A 24,618-nucleotide genomic window follows, 5' to 3' on the forward strand; every position below is an offset into this window, starting at 1 on the left:
TATACTTCATTTTTACTATGCACGCATAACTATTGTCGCAATTCCTACGCTTAAAAGCAAATACCTAAAATAACTGAAACTGTTTAACCCGAATTATGTATTAGAAAGTCGTAATGAGTGTTCTAAGTGCAAAAAAACGAAGCATTTTACGATTGAGGCAAATCACCGCTACGGTGATTTAGTAAAATACTAGTGCAGCGTTTGTTTTAAAGCAATTTGAATACATAATAGATTAGCTAATGCATAACTTGGGTTTAAAGCACCAGCAATCCCTTAGTCTTTAGAAGTTGTAATGGTTTAGAAAACCAGAATAGTTCAAAATCTTCAAAATGTGTTTCAAAATCGGTTTTTATAACACCCAGTGTGCTTACTTTGTCATGTACCGGTTCCAATTGTTCTAACCAATCCGTTAACCATTTGCCATGAGCGTTTTCCAGACTTAATTGAAACCCATCGGTTTTATCCTGAAATGTTAATTTTACAGTCTCTCGTGTTTGTCCGCGTTTTGTTTTTGAGCTGACCTCAACTAATGGACGAGTTCCCAACCAAACCACTTTTGCATTAGATTTTATAGTAAAATTCAGTTCCGTTTCCAGACTAGCATTAATAAAATCGGGAGCTATAGTAGTTTTAGGAATTTTAAAATCGAACCAGTCCTGTAAGGCAAATTCAAACCCCAGACCATGCATATAATTAAACAACGATGATTTCAACCCCTGACTAAATTTAGAATGGTCTATTCCTGTTTTATCTGTAAATACCACATCATTATTGGCAAAAGTAATCGGGTTTACCTGTGGAATCACACCATAATCAGAAGGATTTAATCCAATAGGACTATGTGCCGTTAGGGCAAACTGATGCCAGAACCCGGATTGAATAATTCCCGCCTCGAATAACTGCCGCACCATTTCCAGACTATCAACAGTTTCCTGTACAGTCTGCGTTGGATAACCATACATTAAATACGAATGGACCATAATATTACTTTCTGTAAAATTACGAGTAACCTGAGCCACCTGCGCTACCGTTACGCCTTTATCTATAAGTTGCAATAACCTATCGGAAGCCACTTCCAGCCCTCCAGAAACCGCAATACAGCCGGAAGCCTGAAGTAAGACACACAAATCTCTGGTAAAATTCTTCTCAAATCGAATGTTTGCCCACCAGGTAACAGTTAATTCCCGTTTTAAAATTTCCAGTGCCAAAGCCTTCATTAAAGAAGGCGGAGCGGCCTCATCTACAAAATGAAACCCGCTTTCTCCGGTTTGGGCAATCAGAGCCTCCATTCGATCTACCAGAAGTCTGGCAGTTACCGGTTCGTAAATTTTTATATAATCTAAAGAAATATCACAGAACGTACATTTTCCCCAGTAGCAACCATGTGCCATAGTCAGTTTATTCCAGCGCCCATCACTCCATAAACTATGCATAGGATTAGCTATTTCTATTACCGAAATATAATCCTCCAGCGGTAAATCGGAATAGTCTGGTGTACCCAGTTCATTTTGCTTATAATCTGTGCGGGTACTGTTATTTTTATAACAAACCGCTCCGGATTCCAATACCAGGGTGCGCTTTAATTCAAATGTCTCAAGCGAAGCATTACTATTTACAAATTCATGTAACAATTCTATAGGTAATTCGCCATCATCCAGAGTAATAAAATCGAAAAACTCAAACACTCTGGCATCTTTTAAATCCCTTAATTCGGTATTCGGAAATCCGCCTCCCATAGCAACCTTAATTTCCGGGTATTCTGATTTTATAAACTGGGCACAGCGAAACGCACTGAACAAATTTCCTGGAAAAGGAACAGAAAAACACACCAGTTTAGGCTGAACCTCCTCCACTCTGGCTTCTAAAATCTGTAAGCTTATATCATCAATAATAGATAAGTCATCCTGTAGTGCCTCATAAATCTCATCGAAACTATGGGCACTTAAGCCCAGACGCTCTGCATAGCGACTGAATCCGAAATTCTCATCGATACATTCAATTATAAAATCGGATAAATCTTCCAGAAATAAGGTCGCCAGATGTTTCGCCTGGTCCTGCATGCCCATACTCCCAAAAGCCCAGCTTAAATCATCCAGGTTATTAAATCTGGAGGCTCGTGGTAAATAATTTAAATAACAGATTTGTCTGGCCAGTGTTGGATTTTTGCCTTGTAAAAACTGAATTACCGGCTCTATACACTTTAAATATTCGGTTCGTAAAGCATAAATCCGCCGCGCATTTTCACTAACAATCGCATCATTTTGGAAAGCTGAATCGAACAACATCTTACAGGCCTTTTTTGAAAACAACTCTAAAATAACATCAATCCCCAAATCCATCTGACTGGAAGACATACCTCTGGTATTTAAAAAACCTTTTAAATAAGCTGTGGCCGGATACGGTGTATTTAATTGCGTAAAAGGCGGTGTTATAAGTAAAATATCTTTCAAAATATAGCTAAAAAATTTAGACAAAGATAGTCTATTTGTAAACTGCTAATTTTTGTGACAATAAAAATTTAAATCGCTTATACTTGTTAAAAACAAGGCGTATTATTTACCTCCTCCACTTAATACCTAATCCTTGTTCCGGCTGTTGCTCTAAAATCGTAAGGGCTTTACGTTTTAACTTTTGCTTCTTCAAATATTTACCGTAAACTATGGCGATAATTATTGCGATAATACCCTGAACACATACTGTTGTCTGTACGCCAATATAATGAGATATTGCCCCTATTGCCAGACTACCCAATGGCAATAAACCTGTTAAAGCCATTACAAAAACACTAATAATACGCCCCCTAAATTTATTTGGCGCATTAACCTGAATAATGGTATTGGTTATAGTGCGAATAGACATCATTCCAAATGCACTAACAGCTATAAAAATTAAAGCCCCTAAAAGATGTTCTGTCCTTGAAAACAGAATTAATCCAAGTCCAAAAATTAAAGAATTAATAGCTAAAACTTTAGTTAAATTTGTGCCTTGTTTTAGTGATGCCAAGAATAATGCTCCTAAAAATGCTCCAAAACCGATAACGCCATCAATAATTCCTAAGGTAGCTGCCGAGCCCTGAAAAACATCTTTTGCAAAGGCAGGAGTAAGTGTAGTGTAAGGCAAAGCAAAAAAGCTCATTAAACTTACAAAAACCATAATAGAATATATTTCGGGTGTTTTCTTGATATACGACAAACCGTCTATAAATTCACGTTTTACGCTTTTTTCTTTGACTATTTTAGTCTCCTGATTTGCTAATTTCATAGCCAATAGAGATAAAATTACCGGTACAAAACTTAATGCATTTAAACCAAAACACACCTGATTACCAAAAGACTCCAATACAAACCCTGCCACTGCCGGTCCTATAAGCTTAGACAAATTCACCATAGAAGAATTTAATGCCAGTGCATTTGGTAAATCGGCTTTATCATTAACCATTTCTCGCACTAAAGATTGTCTTACCGGAACATCAAATCCATTAATAGCCCCCAAAACAGCACTTAAAATTATAATTATCCAAACAACATGATTATTAAAATAAATTACTGAAAAGGTTAATAAAACAGCTTGAATTAGAGAAACTATTTGGGTAACTAATAATACCTTATGCCTATTATAACGATCGGCTATTATACCCCCATAAAGCGAAATTATAGCCGTTGGAAATAGCGTTGCAAATACTGAAACTCCAAGCATAAACTTGGACTGAGTTATGCTATAGATTACCCAACTTACTGCTGTTTTCTGCATCCAGGTTCCCAATAGAGAAATAGATTGCCCCATGAAAAACAATCTGAAATTTCTGCTTTTAAAAGAATTGAATGTGGACAGCCTCATAACACAAACACGATTACACTACCGAAAATACATATTATTAATTCATCTCGTTTCTTAGAAAGAAAAAATCCGGATTAGAATTTAATACTCAAAATCCGGATTTTTTATATTTTGAAACTTAAAAAAGTTTACTCAAATTTGGTTAAAACTTCATAACCATTAAGATTCCCTTTTTTATCATAATCTTCCTGTTTTACTACACCAACACCTTTGGCCAGCCACATTTTTACCGTTCCCTTTTTAGTAATCATCATTTTAGTTTCTGTATGTTGCTCGATTACTACGCAATCGAAAGTACCGGCTGGTACGGTAACACTCTCTTTAGCTACTACTTTCTTTTCTAAATTTTTAATACTGAAATTTAAATTAATAGATCCCGCCTCTATATCCATATCGATATCAGAATCTGGTAAAGTCTGGCCTACTTCCAGATTATTGGGAATAACAAGACTTGTCCCGCGAACTTCTGCGCTGGCCTCTGATCCTGATTTCGCTAAAGACGAAGTTAAGGTTTCGCTTAGAACCTTATTCATATCAATACTTACTTTATCGCCTTCACAAATCATTTCATACTCCGCATTAATAATTTCTTCATTGTCTTTATTTGTAACTATGGTATGAATCGTTGCTGAGCTACCACTTGATGCCACTATTTCATAAAATTTAACCGATTCCAGTTTATCCTTCTTGTCATAGCGCTTTAGCTCATACGTTGTTCCCTTTTTCATCGGGTAATAATTACTACAGGATTGAGCTTTCATGGTTAAACCTAAAGTCATAAATGCTATAACCATAGCACCTTTAATTGCTTTTTTCATAATTAAAAAATTTACTGATTATTTATTAGGATTCATTTACTAAATAAAACCTACTATGAAAATATAGAATATATTTTAAAACCACCTCTTACAAAGAATAAAATATCTCTCATTTTAAAGGGGTTATAAAAATATTCAATATTTTAGATAGAAATTATTTAATCGCTATTATTATGAAACATGTTAAAATCTTATTGCTTCTATTACTCGTAGGAAATTTATCACTTTCCCTTTCTGCTCAATCGAGTAAAGACAAAAAAATAATTGATGATGCTGATAAAGCTGTTGCAACACTTCTTGAAGTTAATCCAGGACTGAGGGAGTATTTCGATAAGTCGGCAGGCTGTGTTGTTTTCCCAAATGTGGGAAAAGGAGGATTTATCGTAGGTGGTGCCTCGGGTAACGGAGTGCTGTATGAATATGGTAAAAAGAAAGGTATGGCCAGCGTAAAAGAATTAAATGTTGGTCTACAGGCCGGAGGACAAGCTTTAATAGAAGTTATTTTCTTTGAAACCAAAGAAGAAGTTGACAAGTTTAAAGAGAGTAAATTCCAGTTCGATGCCGGAGTTTCTGCCACCGTATTAAAATCAGGAGAAAGTCTGGATGCCAAATATAAAGATGGTGTAGCCGTGTTTACGCACAGTAAAGGCGGCCTTATGGCTGAAGCCTCTGTAGGCGGCCAAAAGTTCTCCTACAAACCGTTTTAATCCTCAATTATTAGATATAAAAAAAGACCAGAATTCCTGGTCTTTTTTTGTTTATTGAAAACACGCACTTACAATCTCGTAAGACCTCTTTCTGGCTTCCGGATCGTAAATATGCGATACGACTATTAATTCCTGAACCCGGGTTTGACTTACAAAAGTATGTAACTGTTCTCGTATCGTAGCTTCAGACCCGATAAAGGTATAATGCAGCATATTATTAATTAATTCCTTCTGTGGCTGTGTCCATACCCCATCCATACTGGATATCGGTGGCTGTAAAGGTCGTCTGCTATCTGTAATTATTCCTATAGCCAACTGATATAAACTCGTAGCTAAAACCTGAGCCGCTTCATCTGTATCTGCGGCAATAACATTTACACAGGCCATTGCATAAGGTGAGCTAGTATTGGATGATGGCTGAAACTGGTTATTATAAATATGCATGGCATTAAACAAATGCGTCGGAGCAAAATGACTCGCAAACGCATAAGGCAACCCTTTTTCCGCCGCCAGCTGCGCACTAAATGTACTGGAACCTAATAAATAGATAGGCACATCCAAACCTTCACCAGGGATAGCCCGTACTGCAGCTCCGGCATTAGATTTTGAAAAATAGCATTGTAACTCGGTAATATTATTTGGGAAATCCTGAACATGTTCCTGCCTGTCCCGTCGAAGTGCCATAGCAGTCAACTGGTCGGTTCCAGGTGCACGTCCTAAACCCAGATCTATCCTATCCGGATACAAGGTGGCTAAAGTTCCAAACTGTTCGGCCACCACTAAAGGTGCGTGATTCGGTAGCATAATTCCTCCAGACCCTACTCGAATCTTAGAGGTTCCTTCTGCGATATAGCCAAGCAAAACTACTGTGGCAGAACTTACCAGACTATCCATATTATGATGTTCAGAAATCCAGAACCGATGATACCCTAAGGCTTCCACATGACGCGCCAAATCTAAGGCATTGTGCATAGCCTGCTTATGACTTTTACCTTCAAGAACAGGAACAAGATCTAACACAGAAAATTTTATATGTTGTAATGCATTCATTTGTTATTGGTTTTCGAAATAAAATCAGAAGCAACAAAAATCGCATTATTGTAAGGACTGAAAAAAATTATAACAAAGGTTTAAGATTTCTCCAAAACAATCCTGAAATACACAAACACCCTAAATTTGTTTTAACATCTTAATGTTCTGTATTATTTTCCAGTTTTCGTTTAAATGCCAGATACACCCCATTAGTCCATCCAAAACCATCCTGAAGGTCATATTCTCCTCCCCCCGCTTCCAGACTCAAATCTTCTACATTATACTTTTCCATAAACTTTCCTGTAGTAGCGTACACTTTATCATTCAGGTTAGCCCATCGTGTCATAATGGTATCGGCTAACTTGTTATAGCCATAATTTTCAAGACCAACTACAGCCAGGTACTGCAAAGGCGCCCAGCCATTGGGAGCGTCCCATTGTTGCCCCGAATACACATTTGTGCTGACCAGACCACCAGCTTTTAAAAAATAGTTTTCAAGATATCTCGCAGTCTGCTCTGCCTGTATTTCCGATGCCATTTTAAAATATAAAGGATATACCATGGCGAGTGATAGTCGCCCCGTTTGTTCCTTTGTTTTCCAGTTATAATCTTCAAAAACACCCAATGTCTTATTATAACTAAGTTCATTTAAAAATGCCATGCGCTGGTTGCGACTTTCTTTCAATCGTTCGGTGAATTCAGGATCTGAATTGGTGTAACACCTTATTAAAACCCCTTCCATGCCATACATCAAAGCGTTTAAGTCTACCGGAATAATATTTAAAGTTTCTATAGTTTCCAAGCTCTGTGTATCTGAAAACCAACGCGAACTGTAATCCCAGCCCGACTCTGCCCCAGCCCTAAGCTGACGACAAAGTAAAGTATCGTTTTTATGTATTTCAGCTAACTCGAAATCTTCCTTATATGATTCCTGCCGCGGACTATTTAAAGCATCATAATACCGGTTCATTTTTCCATAATTTGTTTTTACTACATGTTCCGAAGCTGTATATATAGTATCGCAACGCATCCAGAATTCATATTCGGTTCTTAAAGCTTCTTTATATTTTTGATAAACCGAAGCTCCTTTATATTGTACTAGCAACTCAATCATCTGTGCAAAAAAAGGAGGCTGAGATCTGGACAAATAATAACTGCGATTCCCGTTAGGAATATGCCCTGTGGTTTTAATCAGATATGCAAAGTTATCAAGCATCGCTTCCACCAGTTCGAAATTTTCATTCTCCACCAGCCCCAGCATCGTAAAAAAAGAATCCCAGTAATACACCTCGCGAAACCGCCCTCCCGGAACCACATATGCATAAGGTAATTCCAACAGAGAATTATACGGATTGATAGTTTTACCCGGATGAGTTAACACCGGCCATAGTGTATTAATATGTGCTGCAGCAGACAAACTGGTATCGCTTGAAAATGCTTTGAAATCAGATTGTGGCAACACAAAATAGCTGGAAACAAAATCCTTAAGGTTAAAATCAGATTGATTTTTAAAATACTGATAGGCCTTTACTATGGAATCGTAAGCCACTGTAGCCTCGCAATCCACAAAAGTTTTACTGTCTTTAAAAACCGCTGCTAACTGAACCTCTTGAAACAAATTCCCTAATAATTCATCTGGGCTTTTGTAATTTTCTGTAATAACAGGTTCTAAAACATGTTTCTGTACTTCCTGTTTGCAACAAAATAATAGGAAAAAAACGAGTAAAAAGCAATATTTCATAGCGATAAAGATTTCCAATAAAATACTACTTTTTACGCATCCAATTCCTTTAAAAGGTAACGAAATTGAAAGCTTAAAATCTATTAGTCATTTTCAAACATCCAAATTAGGATTTTTGTCATGTTATTAATTTGATGTACTTTTTATATTTGTGATGAAACGCCAACACATATTAAAGTACAAGTTTCTGCGCAATTCTGTATAACACGGAAGCATTTGACAAAATTACCATGAAAAACTACAAACCTAAAAACCGCCTTTCGGCACAAAACTATATCGACGGAGTATTGCAAGGCGATCGCGTTATTTTATCGCGTGCCATAACCATTATAGAAAGTAATTTAGAAAGTGATAAAGTATTGGCTAAAGCCATTATTCAGCACATTCTGCCTCACTCCGGAAAATCTATCCGCATTGGTATAACCGGAGTTCCAGGTGTTGGCAAAAGTACTTTTATAGAAGCTTTTGGTAAATATTTAATAGACCAGGGCCACAGAGTTGCCATATTATCTATAGACCCCAGTAGTCAGCGTTCGAAAGGGAGTATACTAGGAGACAAAACGCGAATGGAAGACCTTAGTGGCATGGAGCAGGCTTATATCAGACCTTCGGCTTCGGGAGATACGCTTGGAGGCGTAGCCAATAAAACTGCAGAAAGCATGTTGTTGTGTGAAGCTGCCGGCTACGATGTAATCCTGATTGAAACTGTTGGGGTGGGTCAGTCGGAAACTGCCGTTCACGGCATGACGGACTTTTTCCTGTTACTCATGCTTGCCGGTGCAGGCGATGAATTGCAGGGAATTAAAAAAGGTATTATGGAAATGGCAGATATGGTGGTTATCAACAAGGCCGATGGCGACAATATTCGTCAAAGTGAGCGGGCCAGAATTCAATATCAGAATGCATTGCATATTTTTCCGGAATCTGCTTCTGGCTGGAGTCCGGTGGTTACTACGGCCTCTTCAACACAAAATATAGGTATGGATGTGGTCTGGGAAGAAATTTCTAAATACAAACTGCTGGTAAACGAAAATCAGTATTTTGAGACTAATCGAAACCGACAAAAAATAAACTGGATGTACGATACCATAAACGAAGAAATAAAACACCTGTTTTATGGTTCCAAATCCATTTCAGAACAACTTCCTAAACTTGAACAACAAATTATTTCGTCTGAAATTTCACCAGTTCAGGCTGCTCAGGACATACTGGAACGCTTCAAAAATACCGTTTTTCATTCGTAAAATTTAACATCTATTAAAACAGATTAATTTTTTTTTCAACCTAAAACGTTTTCATTTTAATTAAACCGAAGTATTGTAAATACTGGCATTTCGCACGCTTAATAAATGACAAAAATCATCTATCTGCGTTTTATTAAATCTTATTTTTATATCTTAATATAAAACAAAACGTATGGATTTTTTACACGCCACGTATTTAGCGCTATTTGTTATTATTTGTATCGGTTTCATTATTGGAAGCATTAAAATAAAAGGTATCTCCTTAGATGTTTCGGCTATTATTTTTGTCGCCTTACTCTTTGGTCACTTTGGTGTGCAGCTTCCGGATATTCTCCAGAAAATAGGTCTTATTTTGTTTATATATACTATAGGGTTGCAAGCGGGTCCTGGCTTTTTCGACTCCTTTAAATCGAATGGTAAAAACCTGGTAACTCTTGCCGGACTCGTTATTATTTCGGCCGCATTAATCACCTTTTTATCCATTACATTTCTCGATATCGATAAATCCATTGCCATTGGCCTTATGGCGGGAGCCTTAACCAGTACGCCTGGATTAGCAACAGCGATAGATGTTACACATTCGCCTTTAGCCTCTATTGGTTATGGTATCGCTTATCCTTTTGGGGTTATTGGTGTTATTTTATTTGTAAAACTCTACCCTAAGTTACTTCGCATTAACTTAAAAAAAGAAGAAACTGATTATGAAGAACAGATACATGGCCATTACGACACCATTTCGAGATGTAATTTTCAGGTTGAAAATGAAGGCGCAATAAACAAAACTATTGAGGAGTTACGTGTACGCTCTATGACCAAAGGTGTTATTTCCCGCGTTATGCATAAAGGAGAAGCCTTTATCCCCAAAAAGGAAACCGTACTGCATAAAGATGATTATATACGCGTGGTAGGCACAGATGAAGCCTTGAGACGTGTAGAAATGCTTATAGGCCCTAAAAGTGATGTTGAAATTGCCTTAGGAAAAGAATATGTTGTACAATCGTATTTAATGACCCGTACTGAACTGGTTAACAAATCTCTGGGCGAACTGAATTTAAAGGACAATTTTAATGCTACCATTACACGTATAAGACGTAGTGGTATTGATTTATCTCCTAATTCCACATTAAGACTACAGATAGGTGATAAATTAATGATTTCGAGCGAAAAAGACTGCGTTTCTCAAATCTCTAATCTTATTGGAGATAATAAAAGTAAATTATCCGATACTAATTTCTTCCCCTTAACACTGGGAATCGTTATTGGTATTCTTGTAGGAGGTATCTCTATTTCCTTTGGGGATTCCTTTAGTTTTAACTTAGGGTTAACCGGAGGTGTACTGATTGTCGCCATGATTTTAGGCCGCATTGGTAAATCCGGCAATATTCTTTGGGTTATGAGTGGTAATTCAAACCAGCTACTACGCCAATTCGGACTGATGCTGTTTCTCGCTGTGGTAGGAACCAAAGCTGGAGCAACATTGGTGGAAACCTATTCGCAATACGGTATTAAATTATTTTTAATCGGGGCATTAATTACCTTTTTACCAATGCTTATCGCTGCTATCGTGGCAAAAATGTTCTTTAAAATAAACACCTTAACCCTATTAGGCACCCTTACGGGCTCTATGACCAGCACACCAGGTCTGGCCGCTGTAGATACCATGACCAGCACCGATGCTCCTTCAGTAGCCTATGCTACGGTTTATCCAATAGCCATGGTACTTTTAATTATCTGTGCCCAGATATTAGGTTTGTTGTTCTAGTCTCTGGTTTATACTTTTAAACCAAATTCTTATGGATGATTGAATTGATACTATCTCTCTTAGCTGAATTTGGACTTTATCGACAGGACTATAAACATCGAAAACGAATAAACGAAAAAGAAAAAGCCGACGGAAATAAAAGACCCTTTCAAAAATATATTTTACTACCTAGTTCATTACTGCTAATTACAGTTTTTGTGCTCGGAAATATATGTATGTATTTCTTTTTCAAATATCAAAACACCCACATTTATCCAGAAAAAACCAAAACTGAAATGGCTGAAATTAGTCGGCAAATGAACAAATGGTTTAACACGCTTGGAAAATATCCAAATGACCTTAATGAATTGATTGGAAATAACCCAAACAGACAAGCTTGGAGAAAAGATTTCTGGAATCACCCCTATAAATTTACAGTGACTAAAGATCGTAAAGATTTTTTAATCATTTCTGCTGGTCACGACGCAAAATTTGGGACTAAAGATGATATCACATCAGAGTAATTCATCAAACTCCATTGCATTAAGTCACTACTACCAAGCATATTACTACTACTACAGCTTTATAAATAATTAGATACTAAAAACCCCCGGAACCAATCATGGAAGTCCCGGGGGTTTGGTTAGAAACCGAACCTTAAAATGGTTTCCTAATCAAAATTTATTCCTGTTCAAGGTATTTTTCCATTATCGTTATGGCCGATTTTGCAATTACAGTACCCGGACCAAAAATAGCTGCGACCTTACGATCCAGTAAATATTGATAATCCTGCTCCGGAATTACACCTCCGGCAAACACCATAATATCTGGTCGTCCTAAACGCTCCAGTTCACCAATTAACTGCGGAATAAGCGTTTTATGGCCAGCAGCCAGACTGGAAGCTCCCACAAAGTGTACATCGTTCTCTATGGCTTGCTTCGCTACTTCTTCCGGTGTCTGGAACAACGGTCCCATATCTACATCAAAACCTAAATCGGCAAAACTGGAAGCCACGACTTTAGCGCCGCGATCATGTCCATCCTGACCCATTTTGGCTATCATTACCCGTGGTCTGCGGCCTTCGATTTCTGCAAATTTATCAGATAAGGCCTGAGCAGCTTTAAACACGGCATCATTTTTTACTTCTTTACTATACACGCCACTTATTAATTTAGTATCCGCTTTATGGCGACCAAAATGCGCTTCTAAAGCATCGGAAATTTCACCTAAAGTTGCAAAATTTTCAGCAGCTTCAACGGCTAATTCCAATAAATTACCTTTTCCGCTTTCAGCACAGTATGATAGCGCTTTTAACTTGGCATCTACCACGCTTTGGTCTCTGTTTGTTTTTAATTTTTTTAATCGTTCTATCTGAGAATTTCTTACTACAGAATTGTCTACCTCCAGGATATCGATATTCGATTTTTCATCGGTTTGAAATTTATTCACTCCTACAAGAATATCCTGGCCGGAATCTAAACGGGCCTGTTTTCTGGCAGAAGCTTCCTCAATGCGCATTTTAGGCACACCGGTTTCTATGGCTTTGGCCATACCGCCAAGTTCCTCTACTTCTTCTATTAATTTCCAGGCTTTTTTAGCGATTTCCTGAGTTAAATACTCCACATAATACGAACCTGCCCAAGGGTCTACAGATTTTGTAATCTGCGTTTCCTCCTGAATATAAATCTGAGTGTTACGCGCTATACGTGCCGAGAAATCAGTTGGTAAGGCAATCGCTTCGTCCAAAGCATTGGTATGTAAAGATTGTGTTCCTCCAAGCCCTGCGGCCATTGCTTCAATACAGGTACGTGCCACATTGTTAAACGGATCCTGTTCACTTAAACTCCACCCGGAAGTCTGACTGTGCGTTCGCAAAGCCATGGATTTCGGGTTTTTAGGATTGAATTGCTTGATAATCTTAGCCCAAAGCATACGTGCTGCACGCATTTTGGCAATTTCCATAAAATGATTCATTCCCACCGCCCAGAAAAAGGATAAACGCGGTGCAAATTCGTCAATTTTCAAACCTGAAGCCAAACCGGTTCTAATGTACTCCATACCATCAGCTAAAGTATATGCCAATTCAATATCAGCCGTTGCTCCAGCTTCCTGCATGTGATAACCACTAATGGAGATCGAGTTAAACTTCGGCATGTACTTGGTTGTATACTCAAAAATATCCCCGATTATACGCATAGATGGTAATGGTGGATAAATGTAAGTATTACGCACCATAAACTCTTTTAAAATATCGTTTTGGATGGTACCGCTCAACTGATCCAATGCCACTCCCTGCTTTTTCGCAGCCGCAATATAAAACGCCATAATCGGCAACACGGCTCCGTTCATCGTCATGGAAACGGACATTTTATCTAAAGGAATCTGGTCGAATAAAATTTCCATATCCAATATAGAATCGATAGCTACCCCGGCTTTACCTACATCTCCGGTAACCCTTGGGTGATCTGAATCGTAACCACGGTGCGTAGCTAAATCGAATGCTACAGACAATCCTTTTTGCCCCGCAGCTAAGTTTCTTCTGTAAAATGCATTAGACTCTTCTGCAGTCGAGAAACCGGCATATTGTCTAATAGTCCATGGTCTTAAGGCATACATAGCACTGTAAGGCCCTCTGGTAAATGGTGGTAAACCTGCAGCAAACCCTAAATGCTCTGCATCCTTAATATCCTCTTTGCTAAAATGCGATTTTACAGGAATGCCTTCCGGTGTTTCCCAAACGGTTTCTGTTTCGGAAGGTGTCGTCTCTTTTATTTTGGTATGCTCTAATGTTAAATTTGAAAAATCTGGTCTCATGAGTAAACGTTTTTGTTAATGAATGGTTTTACACAACACATCAGTTAATGCACTTTTAAGGCCTGTTTTACCTTATTCTGCACCCCTGAAATACTTGTAATTACATCTGATTTTAAATGAATACAACCATCTAAACCAGCCTGGGTTAACCCTTCAATGATTGACACTGGATTACCAGCTAATAAAAGTACTTTATCTTTATTAATTGCTCTAAATTTTTCTACAAAAGATAAAGCACTGTCTTCATAATCCTGATCTGAACTACAAATAACCACAACTTGCGATGCCGAATTAGCACTGGCTTCTACCGCTTCGTCTACCGTATTGTAGCTTTTTTCCTGCCACACTTCAAATCCGGAAACGCCCAGAAAGTCGTAAGCAAAACCGGCACGTGCCTTACGCATCGCCAGATTACCAAATCCCGTAAGTTCAACTACTGGTCGGCTATTGGTAGCTTGGACTAAATCTTCGGTTACTTTTCGTAGTGTTTCAATTTCTAACGCTGCACGTCTTGGCGTTAAATATTTTGATGATTCTACTCCCGATGACAACACATCTGAGTCCAGAGTTTCCATTAAATTAGGGTATTTATTTACCCCAACCATGGCCAATCTGCGCTGACTTAACAGTTTTATTTTTGTCTGACGTATTTCTGCAATCTGCTCTTGTATGTATTCGTTTTCAAAAGCCTTATAAAATCCACCCTGATCTTCTACAGCTTTAAACAACACCAAAGCCTGCCCTGCTATTTTAGCACTAACTTCCTCGATATAAAAAGAACCATCTACAGGATTTGCTACTTTTCCAAAATACGATTCTTCCCTTAATATGGTTGCTATATTACCTGCAATTCGGTTAGAGAAACCTGAAGTTTCTTTAAACTCCTTATCGAACGGATCGATTAAGATACCATCTACATTACCAAGTAAAGCTGACATGGCTTCGGTAGTGGCTCGTAACAAATTGGTCTCCGCATCGGTTACCGATTTGCTCCACACTGAAGTTTTAGCCGTTACAGTATGTTTGAATTCCGTTACACCAAATTCTTTGGCCACTTCATTCAATAAGCTGTTAAACGCTCTGAATTTTCCAATTTCCACAAAGTATTCCGAACCTATGGCTAACTGCACATTTAAATCATTAAAAATAGTTTCGGCTTCCTTATTGTCTTCCAGCAAATTGTTTAAAACAAATACCACAGCACTTAAAGTGTAGGCGATTTCCTGAACCTGATTCCCTCCGGCATCTAAAAAATTCGTTCCCGACACCGACAAGGTTTTAAAATTAGGGTAATCCTTACCTAAAGTTATTAAAGCTTTAAGCGCTTCGAACTTATCCGACAAGTCACCTCCATGACTCACATAATCTGAAATTAACTTCAAATCGAAATACCCGCGAAGGTTTTCCGGATGACTTAAATGCTCCTGTGCATAATTAAAAAATGCAGAAGCGAATTTAAGTACTTTAGGTTCCATTTCGAAAGCTAGGGCAATAGTATTTAAATCGATATTCTGAAGCAGTTCATCAACCTCAACAGGAGTTGTTAATTCAAAAATAAGTCCGGTAAGTCCTTCTTCTATCGCCTTTAACGCTGCCTGATTAGCCGATTCAGCCGAAGTTACAGGAATTGTTCTGTAATTAATAAAGGCCTTAACGTTTTCTCCTGTATTAGGTAAAGGCTGAAGTTGATCTTCCTGATTGTAGTATGGCTGAAATGCGACCCCATTCAGGGTCTTCCAAACCAGTTTTTTATTAAAATCTGCCCCTTTTAAATCTATATTTACTTTTTCCAGCCACTCCTGTTTACTTACAGGAGTGAAATCGGAAAAAAGTGTATTATTCTGAGTACTCATAATGCTAATGTTTTAATCCACTTTTAAATTTGCTAATTGCCATCTATTAAAACGTTCAAAAATGGCTTTATCTAATGCTTCTCTATGGTCCGGATGGGCTACATCTCGTAAAGCTTCAGCGCGTTGTTTTAAGGTTTTACCAAACAGTTCTGCCACGCCATACTCTGTTACCACATAACGCGCATGTGCTCTGGTAGTAACTACACCAGCACCTGCTTTTAATATTGGTGTTATTTTAGAGACGCCTTTTAAAGTTGTTGAAGTAATGGCTATAATTGGTTTTCCGCCTTTAGAAAGGGCCGCTCCTCTCATAAAATCCATTTGTCCACCAACTCCCGAAAACATCCTGGTTCCGATGGAATCGGCACACACCTGACCGGTAATATCTATTTCTATCGCCGAATTTATAGCTGTTACTTTAGGGTTTTGTCGAATAATGGACGTGTCGTTTACATATCCTATATCCAGCATTTCAATCTCTGCATTATCATCCATAAAATCGTAAAGTCGACGAGTTCCCATAGCAAACCCGGACACAATTTTATGCGGATTAAGCTTTTTCTCGGCTCCTGTTACTATTCCTTTTTCAACCAGATTCACAATACCTTCCGAAAACATTTCTGTATGGACTCCCAGATTTTTATGATTAGTTAAATATCTAAGAACGGCATTTGGAATACCTCCAATTCCCATTTGTAAGGTGGCTCCGTCTTCTATAATTCCTGCTATATTTTTCCCTATAGTTTCTTCTTCTCTAGAAGGGTCTACAAAATGCATTTCGTAAATTTCTTCATCTACTTCAACACAAGCATCGAATTTACTTATATGAATAATGCCATCACCAAAAGTTCTCGGCATTTTAGGATTTATCTGAGCAATTATGGTTTTACCGGTTTCAATACCCGCTACTACAATATCTACCGAAACACCTAAAGAACAGAACCCGTGCTTATCCGGTGGTGATACGTTTACCATTACCACATCCAGGTTCATATAACCTTCGCGAAATAAACTTGGGATATCACTTAAGAAAATTGGAATATAATCAGCTGTATCTCCTATACTTTTTCTGATGTTTCCACCAATAAAAAAGGCGCTGGTATGAAAGCTTTCACGTAATTCAGGCGACACATAACCACAGGCTCCTTCGGTATGTAAGTGTACTACTTCTACCCCTTTTAATTCCGGTCCTCTGGCCACCATGGCTTTAATTAAAGTCTGTGGTGTAGCAGAACCTCCCTGAATTAAAACGGTATCTCCCGATTGTATCAGTTTTACGGCTTGGTCGGCTGTTTTTAAATTTGGTATAGTCATGACTTTTAAGTTTTAGTTTGTATCGATTCTTTTTTAATTGAGGGTTACGACAGGAAACTCAAGATAATACCCGCTGCGATTGCAGAACCGATTACCCCGGCAACATTAGGGGCCATGGCATGCATTAACAAATAATTACTTGGGTCGGCCTTTAAACCTTCGGCGTGTACCACTCTGGCACTATCTGGTACTGCAGAAACTCCTGCTGCTCCAATAAGCGGATTAATTTTATCGTCATTTTTAAGGAAAAGATTCATGAATTTTGCGAATAATAATCCGCCCATAGTGGCTATTACGAATGAAATAGCTCCTAATCCAAAAATTAACATGGAATCCTTAGTGATAAAGATATCTGCCTGAGTTGAAGCCCCAACGGTAACTCCTAATAAAATGGTTACAATATCGATAAGTTTTGTTCTTGCTGTTTCTGCCAGACGCTCGGTTCTTCCGGATTCTTTTAAAAGATTCCCGAAGAATAACATTCCTAGTAACGGTAAAGCACTTGGAGAAATAAATGTGGTAAGCAGTAAAGCGGCCACAGGAAAAATCATCTTTTCCTTTTGAGACACAGCTCTAGGCGGTTTCATTTTAATTAAACGCTCCTTTTTATTCGTCAATAACTTCATTAGCGGTGGCTGAATTACCGGCACTAAAGCCATATAAGAATAGGCAGCGATAGCTATAGGACCTATGAGGTTTTTAACCGTTGTCCCGTCGGGTAACAGATTAACACCGTTGGCGAGTTTCGAAGAAAGGAAAATAGCAGTAGGACCATCTGCTCCACCAATAATTCCTATTGCACCTGCTTCCGGTAAATTAAATCCAAGGTAAAGCGCTCCTAAAAAGGTTCCGAATACCCCGATTTGTGCTGCTGCTCCCAAAAGCATCAGTTTAGGATTAGCTATCAAAGAGGAGAAATCGGTCATGGCACCAATACCAAGGAAAATCAGTGGCGGGTAAATCCCTTTTACCACCCCAAAATATAAATAATTTAACACCGATCCGGCTTCGTATATCCCTGTCTGGTTTCCCATAACAAAGGGAATATTCCCTATAATAACTCCCGTTCCTATAGGGATTAACAACAAAGGCTCGTAATCGAATTTAATTCCGAGATAAATAAATACGATACCTATAACAATCATAAGAATATTCCCGGATTGCGCATTAGCAAACCCGGTATACGCATAAAATGTTTTAATACCGTCTATCGCTTCAGATATAAAACTTTCGTCGGATGCTTCCTGATCATCCTGACTTAAGGTAGATACTGCTGTGGTGGTTATCGTACTGTTACTGGTATTAAGACCTAAAACAGGCTTAATAAATAACAGGAGTGACAACACACCAAATATTAACATTAATTTTTTCATTGTTTTTGTTTTTGGGCAAATTGATACCTTAATTACACATTGTGTTTTTGTTAAGTCAAGGCTGTTTGTTATTCAATTTCTATCATAACATCGCCTTGAAGTACCTGCTGTCCTGCACTGACATGGATGGCAGAAACCGTCCCTGATTTATCGGACATAATGCTGTTTTCCATTTTCATGGCTTCCAGCACCAGCAGCTGCTGATTTTCGGTAACCTTATCGCCCACCTTAACATTCAATGCCATAATCACCCCTGGAATTGGCGCTGTAATTCCCGATTTTTTAGCTGAAGACGGATTAACAACCTTAGGCTTTTCTGCATTGCTGGAAGAAGGTCTTCTAACCAGTACAGGTGTTTTTTGTTTTTTGATATCTTCGTCGAGTTCTACCTCGTATTTCGTCCCGTTTACTTCCAGGTTTATGGTGTTATCTTCGTGAGAAATGATTCTAACTTTATAACTGTTTTTATTTATATTAAATGTGAAATTTTTCATGACCTAATTGTTCTTAAATTCTGTTTTTGTACACCCCGTAAATTTTTGAACTCCAAGGCGAGTATAATTTTCGGGCTTTTTTAATGGTTAACACGGCATTTTCGTCGTCGTGCTGTTCATTTAGATACAAATGAATTCCCAGTGATATGGCGGCCGCAACTTCTCCGGTAAAATCCTTACTTTCAAATTTTGGCTGCGGTTCCGAAGTGACTGTTTTTTTGTGCTTATCTGGCTTTAAACTGTTATAAAAGTTTAAGATTAACGGTAACCCGAACTTAAAGAACAGGGTTAGAATTAAGAGTCCCGAAAACACAATAAACAACCCTGTTATTAAGATAACATAGCCTTCGTCTATCGTACTAATGTTTAATGGTATGCTCATGATTACAGTGGAATATTTGAATGTTTCTTAGGCGGATTAACCTCTTTTTTATTGGCAAGAAGCTCCAGACCTCTAATAATTCTGAATCGTGTATTTCTCGGTTCAATCACATCGTCTATAAAACCGTATTTCGCTGCCACATACGGATTGGCAAACTTGGTTGTATATTCATTTTCCTTCTCTTCGATGTAACTTAATTTCTCATCGTGATTTTCTATTTTTCTAATATTAGAACCTTCTAGAACCTCTACGGCTCCTTTAGCTCCCATAACTGCAATTTCAGCCGTTGGCCACGCGTAGTTAAGGTCACCTCTTAATTGTTTACAGCTCATAACGTCGTGAGCTCCACCGTAAGATTTTCTAAGAGTAATGGTTACTTTTGGCACTGTTGCTTCGCCATAGGCAAACAGTAATTTAGCACCGTGCAAAATAATACCAGCATATTCCTGTCCGGTTCCCGGTAAGAATCCCGGTACATCCACTAAAGTCACTAACGGAATATTAAAACCATCACAGAAACGCACAAAACGGGCTGCTTTTCTGGAAGCTTCACAATCTAATACTCCGGCATAGAATTTAGGCTGATTGGCAACGATACCCACAGAGTGTCCGTTAAATCGAGCAAAACCTACAACTATGTTTTTAGCATAATTGGTGTGTACTTCCAGAAACTCACCATTATCGGTCAAGGTAGAAATCACATCCAGGATATCGTAAGGCTGATTCGGGTTTTCCGGTATAATATGGTTAAGCACATCGTCTAATCGGTCTATAGGATCTGAACATTCCACTGTTGGTGGCTCCTCAAGATTGTTAGATGGTAAATAGCTTAATAATTTACGTATCAACATTAAGTTTTCTTCGTCATTTTCAGCAAGGAAATGTGACACTCCCGATTTAGTGGAATGAATCTGTGCGCCTCCCAGTTGTTCTGTAGATACATCTTCTCCGGTTACCGATTTCACTACTTTAGGTCCGGTTACAAACATGTAACTGGTTTGATCTGTCATTATCGTAAAGTCTGTTAAGGCTGGTGAATACACCGCCCCTCCGGCACAAGGTCCCAGAATGGAAGATATCTGAGGTATAACTCCCGAAGCCATGATGTTTCTCTGGAAAATTTCGGCATATCCCGCCAACGAACGCACCCCTTCCTGGATACGGGCTCCACCACTATCATTTAATCCAATTACCGGTACACCAATTTTCATGGCCATATCCATGATTTTACAAATTTTAAGAGCGAAGGTTTCGGAAAGAGACCCTCCAAAAACGGTAAAATCCTGAGAAAACACATACACTATTCTACCGTCTATAGTACCATGCCCGGTAACTACCCCATCCGATAAATACTGTTGTTTGTCCAGACCAAAAGATTTGGTTCTATGGGTTACAAACATGTCGAATTCTTCAAAACTGTCTTCGTCCAACAGAATTTCTATACGTTCGCGAGCTGTTAATTTTCCTTTGGCGTGCTGAGAATCGATACGTTTCTCTCCACCCCCTAAACGGGCCTCTGCACGTTTTGCTATTAACTCGTTAATTTTATCTTGATTTGCCATCTGATTTTAAGTTTATAAAATGATCAACCTATTGTGTTTTACTCGTCTTTTGAACATAATTCTGTAAGCACCCCTAGAGTAGATTTAGGATGAAGGAAGCCTATATTAAGACCCTCTGCTCCTTTTCTGGATTGCTTATCTATTAATTGTACCCCTTTGTCGCCGGCATCTTGTAGCGCTTTAGTAGCACTATCAACGGCAAAGGCTATATGATGAATTCCAGGTCCTTTTTTGGCAATAAACTTACCAATTGGCCCATCTGGAGACGTACTTTCCAGTAATTCAATTTTTGTTTGACTAGTACCTACCAAAAAAAAGGCTGTTTTCACTTTCTGATCAACAACCTCTTCTATCGCATAGCACTTCATACCCAAAATTTCTTCATAATACGCAATTGCCTCTTCCAAGTTTTCTACAGCAATTCCAATATGTTCAATGTGTGAAATATCCATGATTTATATTTTTTTATTTCATTATTTCTTTTACTCTATCAAAGCTATTATAGGTTCGTAAGTTAAGTTATGATGAATGTCATATTATATGTTTTTCGTTAAGAAAACTTTAACTATAACGTAATAGTAAGCTAATTTTCTTAAATAAAATTTTCTTAAAATAAGATTTTTCTTACAAATAAGATTACGAAATTGAAATTTTACCCCACATTTTTTTCCTTTCACCCCATATTTTAAACACAAAATCCGATAAATATTCAAAATTCCCGCATTTATTACCTTAATTTAAAAATGATAGTATTTCATTAAAATCAGAGTTCTAAATACAATTAGACGAACGGTTTATGCCCTTATTGAACAAAAAAAACACCATAATCTTAAATTAAGAGTATGGTGCTTCGTTTTGCTTTGGAAACACATGTTTCCTTATATTTTAGACCTTATTAAGAAACCGGAGCTGAAATTACGTTTAGCTCATGTCCTACTTTTATAAAGGCTGCTATCGCTTTGTCTAAATGATGACGCTCATGCCCAGCTGACATCTGTACGCGTATTCTGGCTTTACCTTTTGGTACAACCGGATAAAAGAAACCGATAACATAAATACCTTCTTCCAGTAATCGGGCTGCGAATTCCTGAGCTAAAGGTGCTTCTTCCAACATAACCGGAACAATAGGGTGTTCTCCCGGAATAATATTAAATCCGGCCTCGGTCATTTTAGTTCTGAAATAAGCTGTATTCTCTTCTAATTTATCGCGTAAATGTGTTGATGCACTTAAAATATCCAATACCTTAATAGAGGCACCAACAATTGCAGGCGCTACTGTATTAGAAAATAAATACGGTCTTGACTTCTGACGCAACATGTCTACAATTTCCTTTCGCGCCGCTGTAAACCCACCGGAAGCTCCTCCTAATGCTTTACCATAAGTTCCGGTAATAATATCTATACGGTCCATAACATTATGGTATTCATGTGTCCCACGACCTGTTTTCCCCAGGAAACCTGTAGAATGGCACTCATCAACCATAACAAGTGCATCGTATTTATCGGCTAAATCACAGATTTTATCCAGTTGAGCAATAGTACCATCCATAGAAAAAGAACCATCTGTCACTATTAATTTTCGTCTTGCGCCTGAAGCCTGTTGTAACTGCGCTTCCAAATCGGCCATATCGTTATGATTATATCTAAAACGTTGTGCTTTACACAAACGAATACCATCTATAATAGAAGCATGATTCAGGGCATCGGAAATGATAGCGTCTTCAGCAGATAATAAAGGTTCGAAAACACCCCCGTTAGCATCAAAGGCTGCTGCATATAAAATACAGTCTTCCATTCCTAAAAATGCAGCTGTTTTTTGCTCCAATTCCTTATGAATATCCTGAGTCCCACAGATAAACCGAACCGAAGACATGCCAAAACCATGAGTATCGATAGCTGCCTTACTTGCTTCCAGTACTTCAGGATGAGACGACAGTCCTAAATAATTATTGGCACAAAAATTAATTACATTCTCTACTTTAGTGGTAGAAATTTCCGCACGCTGCGGCGTAGTAATTACACGCTCGTTTTTATACAGTCCTTCGGCTTTTAAGGTTTCTAATTCGTGTTGTAAATCGTTTTTTATACTTGAATACATAGTATCTGAAATTTTAAATTAAGCTGGAATTAAATTATAGTAAGCTTTAAGTTCTTTAATCATGGTTTTTGTCATGGCTTCCAGGTTAAATTCCGGTTGCCAGCCCCACTCCTCGCGAGCTGCTGTATCATCTATTGAGTTTGGCCACTTGTCTGCAATCTGCTGCCTGAAATCGGGAGCATATTCAATCTTAAAATCGGGATAAATCTTAGTAATCTCATTTGCGATTTCTGCCGGAGAAAAGCTCGTCCCTGCCAGATTATACGATGTACGTGTCTTTATGGCTTCCTTAGGGGCATCCATTAATTCAATAGTTGCTCTAATAGCATCTTCCATCATAATCATTGGTAAAGTGGCATCTTCGTTCAAAAAGCATTGGAATGGTTCACCTAAAACGGCTTTATGGAAAATATCCACAGCATAATCGGTCGTTCCGCCACCTGGTAAAGACTGATAACCTATAACGCCAGGATAACGCAGAGATCGTACATCAAGACCATATCTTAAAAAGTAATACTGCGCCCAGTTCTCACCTGTAGCTTTACTGATACCATATACCGTAGCCGGATCTAAATAAGCCGTATTAGGAGTCTCGTATTTTACAGCACCATCGCCAAAAACAGCTATAGAACTAGGGAAAAACACTTTTTCAATATTATTTAATCTTGAAACTTCCAGCACATTAAACAGGGTTTTCATATTAATATCCCAGGTCTGTAGCGGATGTTCTTCGCCCTTAGCCGAGAGTATCGCTGCCAGGTGATAAATCTGAGTTACTTTATGGGTTTCAACCACCTCTTGAATACGTTCAAAATCCGTTGCATCAATTATTTCAAACTGCCCTTTGAATCCGTCACGATATCTTAAATCCGAAGCTATTACATTGTTTATTCCAAACTTATCCTGTAAGGCTTTTACTAAAACAGAGCCCAACTGACCATTTGCTCCAATAACTAAAACCACTGTTTCCATATTATATTTTTGTAATTATAAATAGTACAATACACTTACAAAAGTACCTTTTACAATACTTTTGCAGAAATATCTATTATTATTAAGTAATAATTACTGATAAACTCAAAATTTTAGCTAATTTTACTTTTTAACATTACTTTAATATAAGGCTTCAGTAATTTTTAGTGCATCATGGAACAGTTAGACACAGTAGACAAAACCATTTTAAGAATATTACAGAAAGATTCTAAAAAAACGGCTAAGGAAATCGCTAATAAACTGAACCTAACCGTATCGCCCGTTTACGAACGCATCAGACGTCTGGAACAGCAGGGATTTATAAAAAAATACGTAGCTATATTAGACAAAAAACTTATAGACCGCTCTGTAACTACAATCTGCCAGGTGTCTATGCGCTACCATAATGAGGCCTTTATTGAAAAGTTTGAAGAACAGATTCAGAGTCTGGAAGAAGTTCAGGAATGCTACCACATGGCCGGACAAGTAGATTTTATTTTAAAAATAAATACTCAGAGTCTGGAGGATTACCACAACTTTGTAAAATACAAACTATCTAAAATAGAAAACATCGGTATATTAAACAGTACCTTTGTTTTGAAAGATATTAAACAGACTTCTGAATTTTACATCTAA

Annotated in this window: 20 protein-coding genes; 5 read left to right on the forward strand and 15 right to left on the reverse strand. The window is 38.0% G+C overall.

From position 1 onward, the window contains the following. Positions 1-254: 254 nt before the first annotated feature. The 3 genes from I3217_RS03130 to I3217_RS03140 form a co-directional block, all read right to left on the reverse strand. On the reverse strand, positions 255-2,450 hold the full coding sequence (locus I3217_RS03130) for a B12-binding domain-containing radical SAM protein (protein ID WP_435048272.1): 2,196 nt from the start codon (positions 2,448-2,450) through the stop codon (positions 255-257). Positions 2,451-2,556: 106 nt separating this feature from the next. Then, positions 2,557-3,837: an MFS transporter gene (locus tag I3217_RS03135; RefSeq protein ID WP_435048273.1), complete on the reverse strand. Its 1,281-nt coding sequence runs from the start codon at positions 3,835-3,837 to the stop codon at positions 2,557-2,559. Between the two features lie 128 nt (positions 3,838-3,965). Continuing rightward, positions 3,966-4,655 (reverse strand): TapB family protein, encoded by a 690-nt coding sequence (locus tag I3217_RS03140; RefSeq protein ID WP_435048274.1) that lies wholly within the window; start codon positions 4,653-4,655, stop codon positions 3,966-3,968. 173 nt (positions 4,656-4,828) lie between these two features. Here I3217_RS03140 and I3217_RS03145 point away from each other — a divergent pair, with 173 nt between their 5' ends. After that, positions 4,829-5,362, forward strand: coding sequence for a YSC84-related protein (locus tag I3217_RS03145; RefSeq protein ID WP_435048275.1), 534 nt, complete (start codon positions 4,829-4,831; stop codon positions 5,360-5,362). A 51-nt stretch (positions 5,363-5,413) separates the two neighbouring features. Here I3217_RS03145 and I3217_RS03150 read toward each other — a convergent pair whose 3' ends face one another. After that, entirely contained in the window at positions 5,414-6,412 is a 999-nt protein-coding gene (locus I3217_RS03150) for an LLM class flavin-dependent oxidoreductase (RefSeq protein ID WP_435048276.1), read from the reverse strand. A 139-nt stretch (positions 6,413-6,551) separates the two neighbouring features. Continuing rightward, a complete protein-coding gene (locus tag I3217_RS03155; RefSeq protein WP_435048277.1) occupies positions 6,552-8,135 on the reverse strand; it encodes a trehalase family glycosidase in 1,584 nt (527 codons plus the stop codon). A 230-nt stretch (positions 8,136-8,365) separates the two neighbouring features. On the opposite strand from I3217_RS03155, the gene meaB reads away from it, so the two are divergent. From meaB to I3217_RS03170, 3 genes are all read left to right on the forward strand, one after another. Continuing rightward, positions 8,366-9,379, forward strand: coding sequence for a methylmalonyl Co-A mutase-associated GTPase MeaB (gene meaB / locus I3217_RS03160; RefSeq protein WP_435048278.1), 1,014 nt, complete (start codon positions 8,366-8,368; stop codon positions 9,377-9,379). Positions 9,380-9,551: 172 nt separating this feature from the next. After that, positions 9,552-11,141: an aspartate:alanine exchanger family transporter gene (locus tag I3217_RS03165; RefSeq protein WP_435048279.1), complete on the forward strand. Its 1,590-nt coding sequence runs from the start codon at positions 9,552-9,554 to the stop codon at positions 11,139-11,141. Between the two features lie 35 nt (positions 11,142-11,176). Next, entirely contained in the window at positions 11,177-11,644 is a 468-nt protein-coding gene (locus tag I3217_RS03170) for a type II secretion system protein GspG (protein WP_435048280.1), read from the forward strand. A 157-nt stretch (positions 11,645-11,801) separates the two neighbouring features. Here the strand turns inward: I3217_RS03170 and scpA are convergent, their stop codons facing one another. From scpA to I3217_RS03220, 10 genes are all read right to left on the reverse strand, one after another. Continuing rightward, positions 11,802-13,934 (reverse strand): methylmalonyl-CoA mutase, encoded by a 2,133-nt coding sequence (gene scpA, locus I3217_RS03175; protein WP_435048281.1) that lies wholly within the window; start codon positions 13,932-13,934, stop codon positions 11,802-11,804. A 44-nt stretch (positions 13,935-13,978) separates the two neighbouring features. Beyond that, the gene (locus I3217_RS03180; RefSeq protein WP_435048282.1) at positions 13,979-15,787 is read right to left on the reverse strand and encodes a methylmalonyl-CoA mutase family protein; all 1,809 of its coding nucleotides are present in this window, start codon (positions 15,785-15,787) and stop codon (positions 13,979-13,981) included. A gap of 12 nt (positions 15,788-15,799) precedes the next feature. Next, positions 15,800-17,101, reverse strand: a complete 1,302-nt coding sequence (locus tag I3217_RS03185) for an acetyl-CoA hydrolase/transferase family protein (protein ID WP_435048283.1) — start codon at positions 17,099-17,101, stop codon at positions 15,800-15,802. Positions 17,102-17,145: 44 nt separating this feature from the next. After that, complete coding sequence (locus tag I3217_RS03190) at positions 17,146-18,474, reverse strand: sodium ion-translocating decarboxylase subunit beta (RefSeq protein ID WP_435048284.1); 1,329 nt, start codon at positions 18,472-18,474, stop codon at positions 17,146-17,148. 68 nt (positions 18,475-18,542) lie between these two features. Continuing rightward, positions 18,543-18,968: a biotin/lipoyl-containing protein gene (locus I3217_RS03195; RefSeq protein ID WP_435048285.1), complete on the reverse strand. Its 426-nt coding sequence runs from the start codon at positions 18,966-18,968 to the stop codon at positions 18,543-18,545. 13 nt (positions 18,969-18,981) lie between these two features. Then, complete coding sequence (locus I3217_RS03200) at positions 18,982-19,350, reverse strand: OadG family protein (RefSeq protein ID WP_435048286.1); 369 nt, start codon at positions 19,348-19,350, stop codon at positions 18,982-18,984. 2 nt (positions 19,351-19,352) lie between these two features. Then, a complete protein-coding gene (locus I3217_RS03205; protein WP_435048287.1) occupies positions 19,353-20,912 on the reverse strand; it encodes an acyl-CoA carboxylase subunit beta in 1,560 nt (519 codons plus the stop codon). Positions 20,913-20,950: 38 nt separating this feature from the next. Then, a complete protein-coding gene (gene mce, locus I3217_RS03210; RefSeq protein WP_435048288.1) occupies positions 20,951-21,364 on the reverse strand; it encodes a methylmalonyl-CoA epimerase in 414 nt (137 codons plus the stop codon). Positions 21,365-21,807: 443 nt separating this feature from the next. Further along, entirely contained in the window at positions 21,808-23,010 is a 1,203-nt protein-coding gene (kbl, locus tag I3217_RS03215; RefSeq protein WP_435048289.1) for a glycine C-acetyltransferase, read from the reverse strand. A gap of 18 nt (positions 23,011-23,028) precedes the next feature. Then, positions 23,029-23,982, reverse strand: a complete 954-nt coding sequence (locus I3217_RS03220) for an NAD-dependent epimerase/dehydratase family protein (protein WP_435048290.1) — start codon at positions 23,980-23,982, stop codon at positions 23,029-23,031. Between the two features lie 174 nt (positions 23,983-24,156). On the opposite strand from I3217_RS03220, the gene I3217_RS03225 reads away from it, so the two are divergent. Continuing rightward, a complete protein-coding gene (locus tag I3217_RS03225; protein ID WP_435048291.1) occupies positions 24,157-24,618 on the forward strand; it encodes an Lrp/AsnC family transcriptional regulator in 462 nt (153 codons plus the stop codon).

It is taken from the genome of Formosa sp. S-31, from assembly GCF_051172795.1.
GTDB lineage: Bacteria > Bacteroidota > Bacteroidia > Flavobacteriales > Flavobacteriaceae > Formosa.

Bases quoted from the DNA above. Each gene is read 5' to 3' on its own strand.
- I3217_RS03185 (WP_435048283.1), bottom strand. From the start codon at position 17,101: ATGACTATACCAAATTTAAAAACAGCCGACCAAGCCGTAAAACTGATA.
- I3217_RS03220 (WP_435048290.1), bottom strand. From the start codon at position 23,982: ATGGAAACAGTGGTTTTAGTTATTGGAGCAAATGGTCAGTTGGGCTCT.
- I3217_RS03140 (WP_435048274.1), bottom strand. From the start codon at position 4,655: ATGAAAAAAGCAATTAAAGGTGCTATGGTTATAGCATTTATGACTTTA.
- I3217_RS03135 (WP_435048273.1), bottom strand. From the start codon at position 3,837: ATGAGGCTGTCCACATTCAATTCTTTTAAAAGCAGAAATTTCAGATTG.
- kbl (WP_435048289.1), bottom strand. From the start codon at position 23,010: ATGTATTCAAGTATAAAAAACGATTTACAACACGAATTAGAAACCTTA.
- I3217_RS03145 (WP_435048275.1), top strand. From the start codon at position 4,829: ATGAAACATGTTAAAATCTTATTGCTTCTATTACTCGTAGGAAATTTA.
- I3217_RS03190 (WP_435048284.1), bottom strand. From the start codon at position 18,474: ATGAAAAAATTAATGTTAATATTTGGTGTGTTGTCACTCCTGTTATTT.
- I3217_RS03170 (WP_435048280.1), top strand. From the start codon at position 11,177: ATGATTGAATTGATACTATCTCTCTTAGCTGAATTTGGACTTTATCGA.
- I3217_RS03195 (WP_435048285.1), bottom strand. From the start codon at position 18,968: ATGAAAAATTTCACATTTAATATAAATAAAAACAGTTATAAAGTTAGA.
- I3217_RS03165 (WP_435048279.1), top strand. From the start codon at position 9,552: ATGGATTTTTTACACGCCACGTATTTAGCGCTATTTGTTATTATTTGT.
- I3217_RS03155 (WP_435048277.1), bottom strand. From the start codon at position 8,135: ATGAAATATTGCTTTTTACTCGTTTTTTTCCTATTATTTTGTTGCAAA.
- I3217_RS03150 (WP_435048276.1), bottom strand. From the start codon at position 6,412: ATGAATGCATTACAACATATAAAATTTTCTGTGTTAGATCTTGTTCCT.
- mce (WP_435048288.1), bottom strand. From the start codon at position 21,364: ATGGATATTTCACACATTGAACATATTGGAATTGCTGTAGAAAACTTG.
- I3217_RS03200 (WP_435048286.1), bottom strand. From the start codon at position 19,350: ATGAGCATACCATTAAACATTAGTACGATAGACGAAGGCTATGTTATC.
- I3217_RS03180 (WP_435048282.1), bottom strand. From the start codon at position 15,787: ATGAGTACTCAGAATAATACACTTTTTTCCGATTTCACTCCTGTAAGT.
- scpA (WP_435048281.1), bottom strand. From the start codon at position 13,934: ATGAGACCAGATTTTTCAAATTTAACATTAGAGCATACCAAAATAAAA.
- I3217_RS03205 (WP_435048287.1), bottom strand. From the start codon at position 20,912: ATGGCAAATCAAGATAAAATTAACGAGTTAATAGCAAAACGTGCAGAG.
- I3217_RS03225 (WP_435048291.1), top strand. From the start codon at position 24,157: ATGGAACAGTTAGACACAGTAGACAAAACCATTTTAAGAATATTACAG.
- meaB (WP_435048278.1), top strand. From the start codon at position 8,366: ATGAAAAACTACAAACCTAAAAACCGCCTTTCGGCACAAAACTATATC.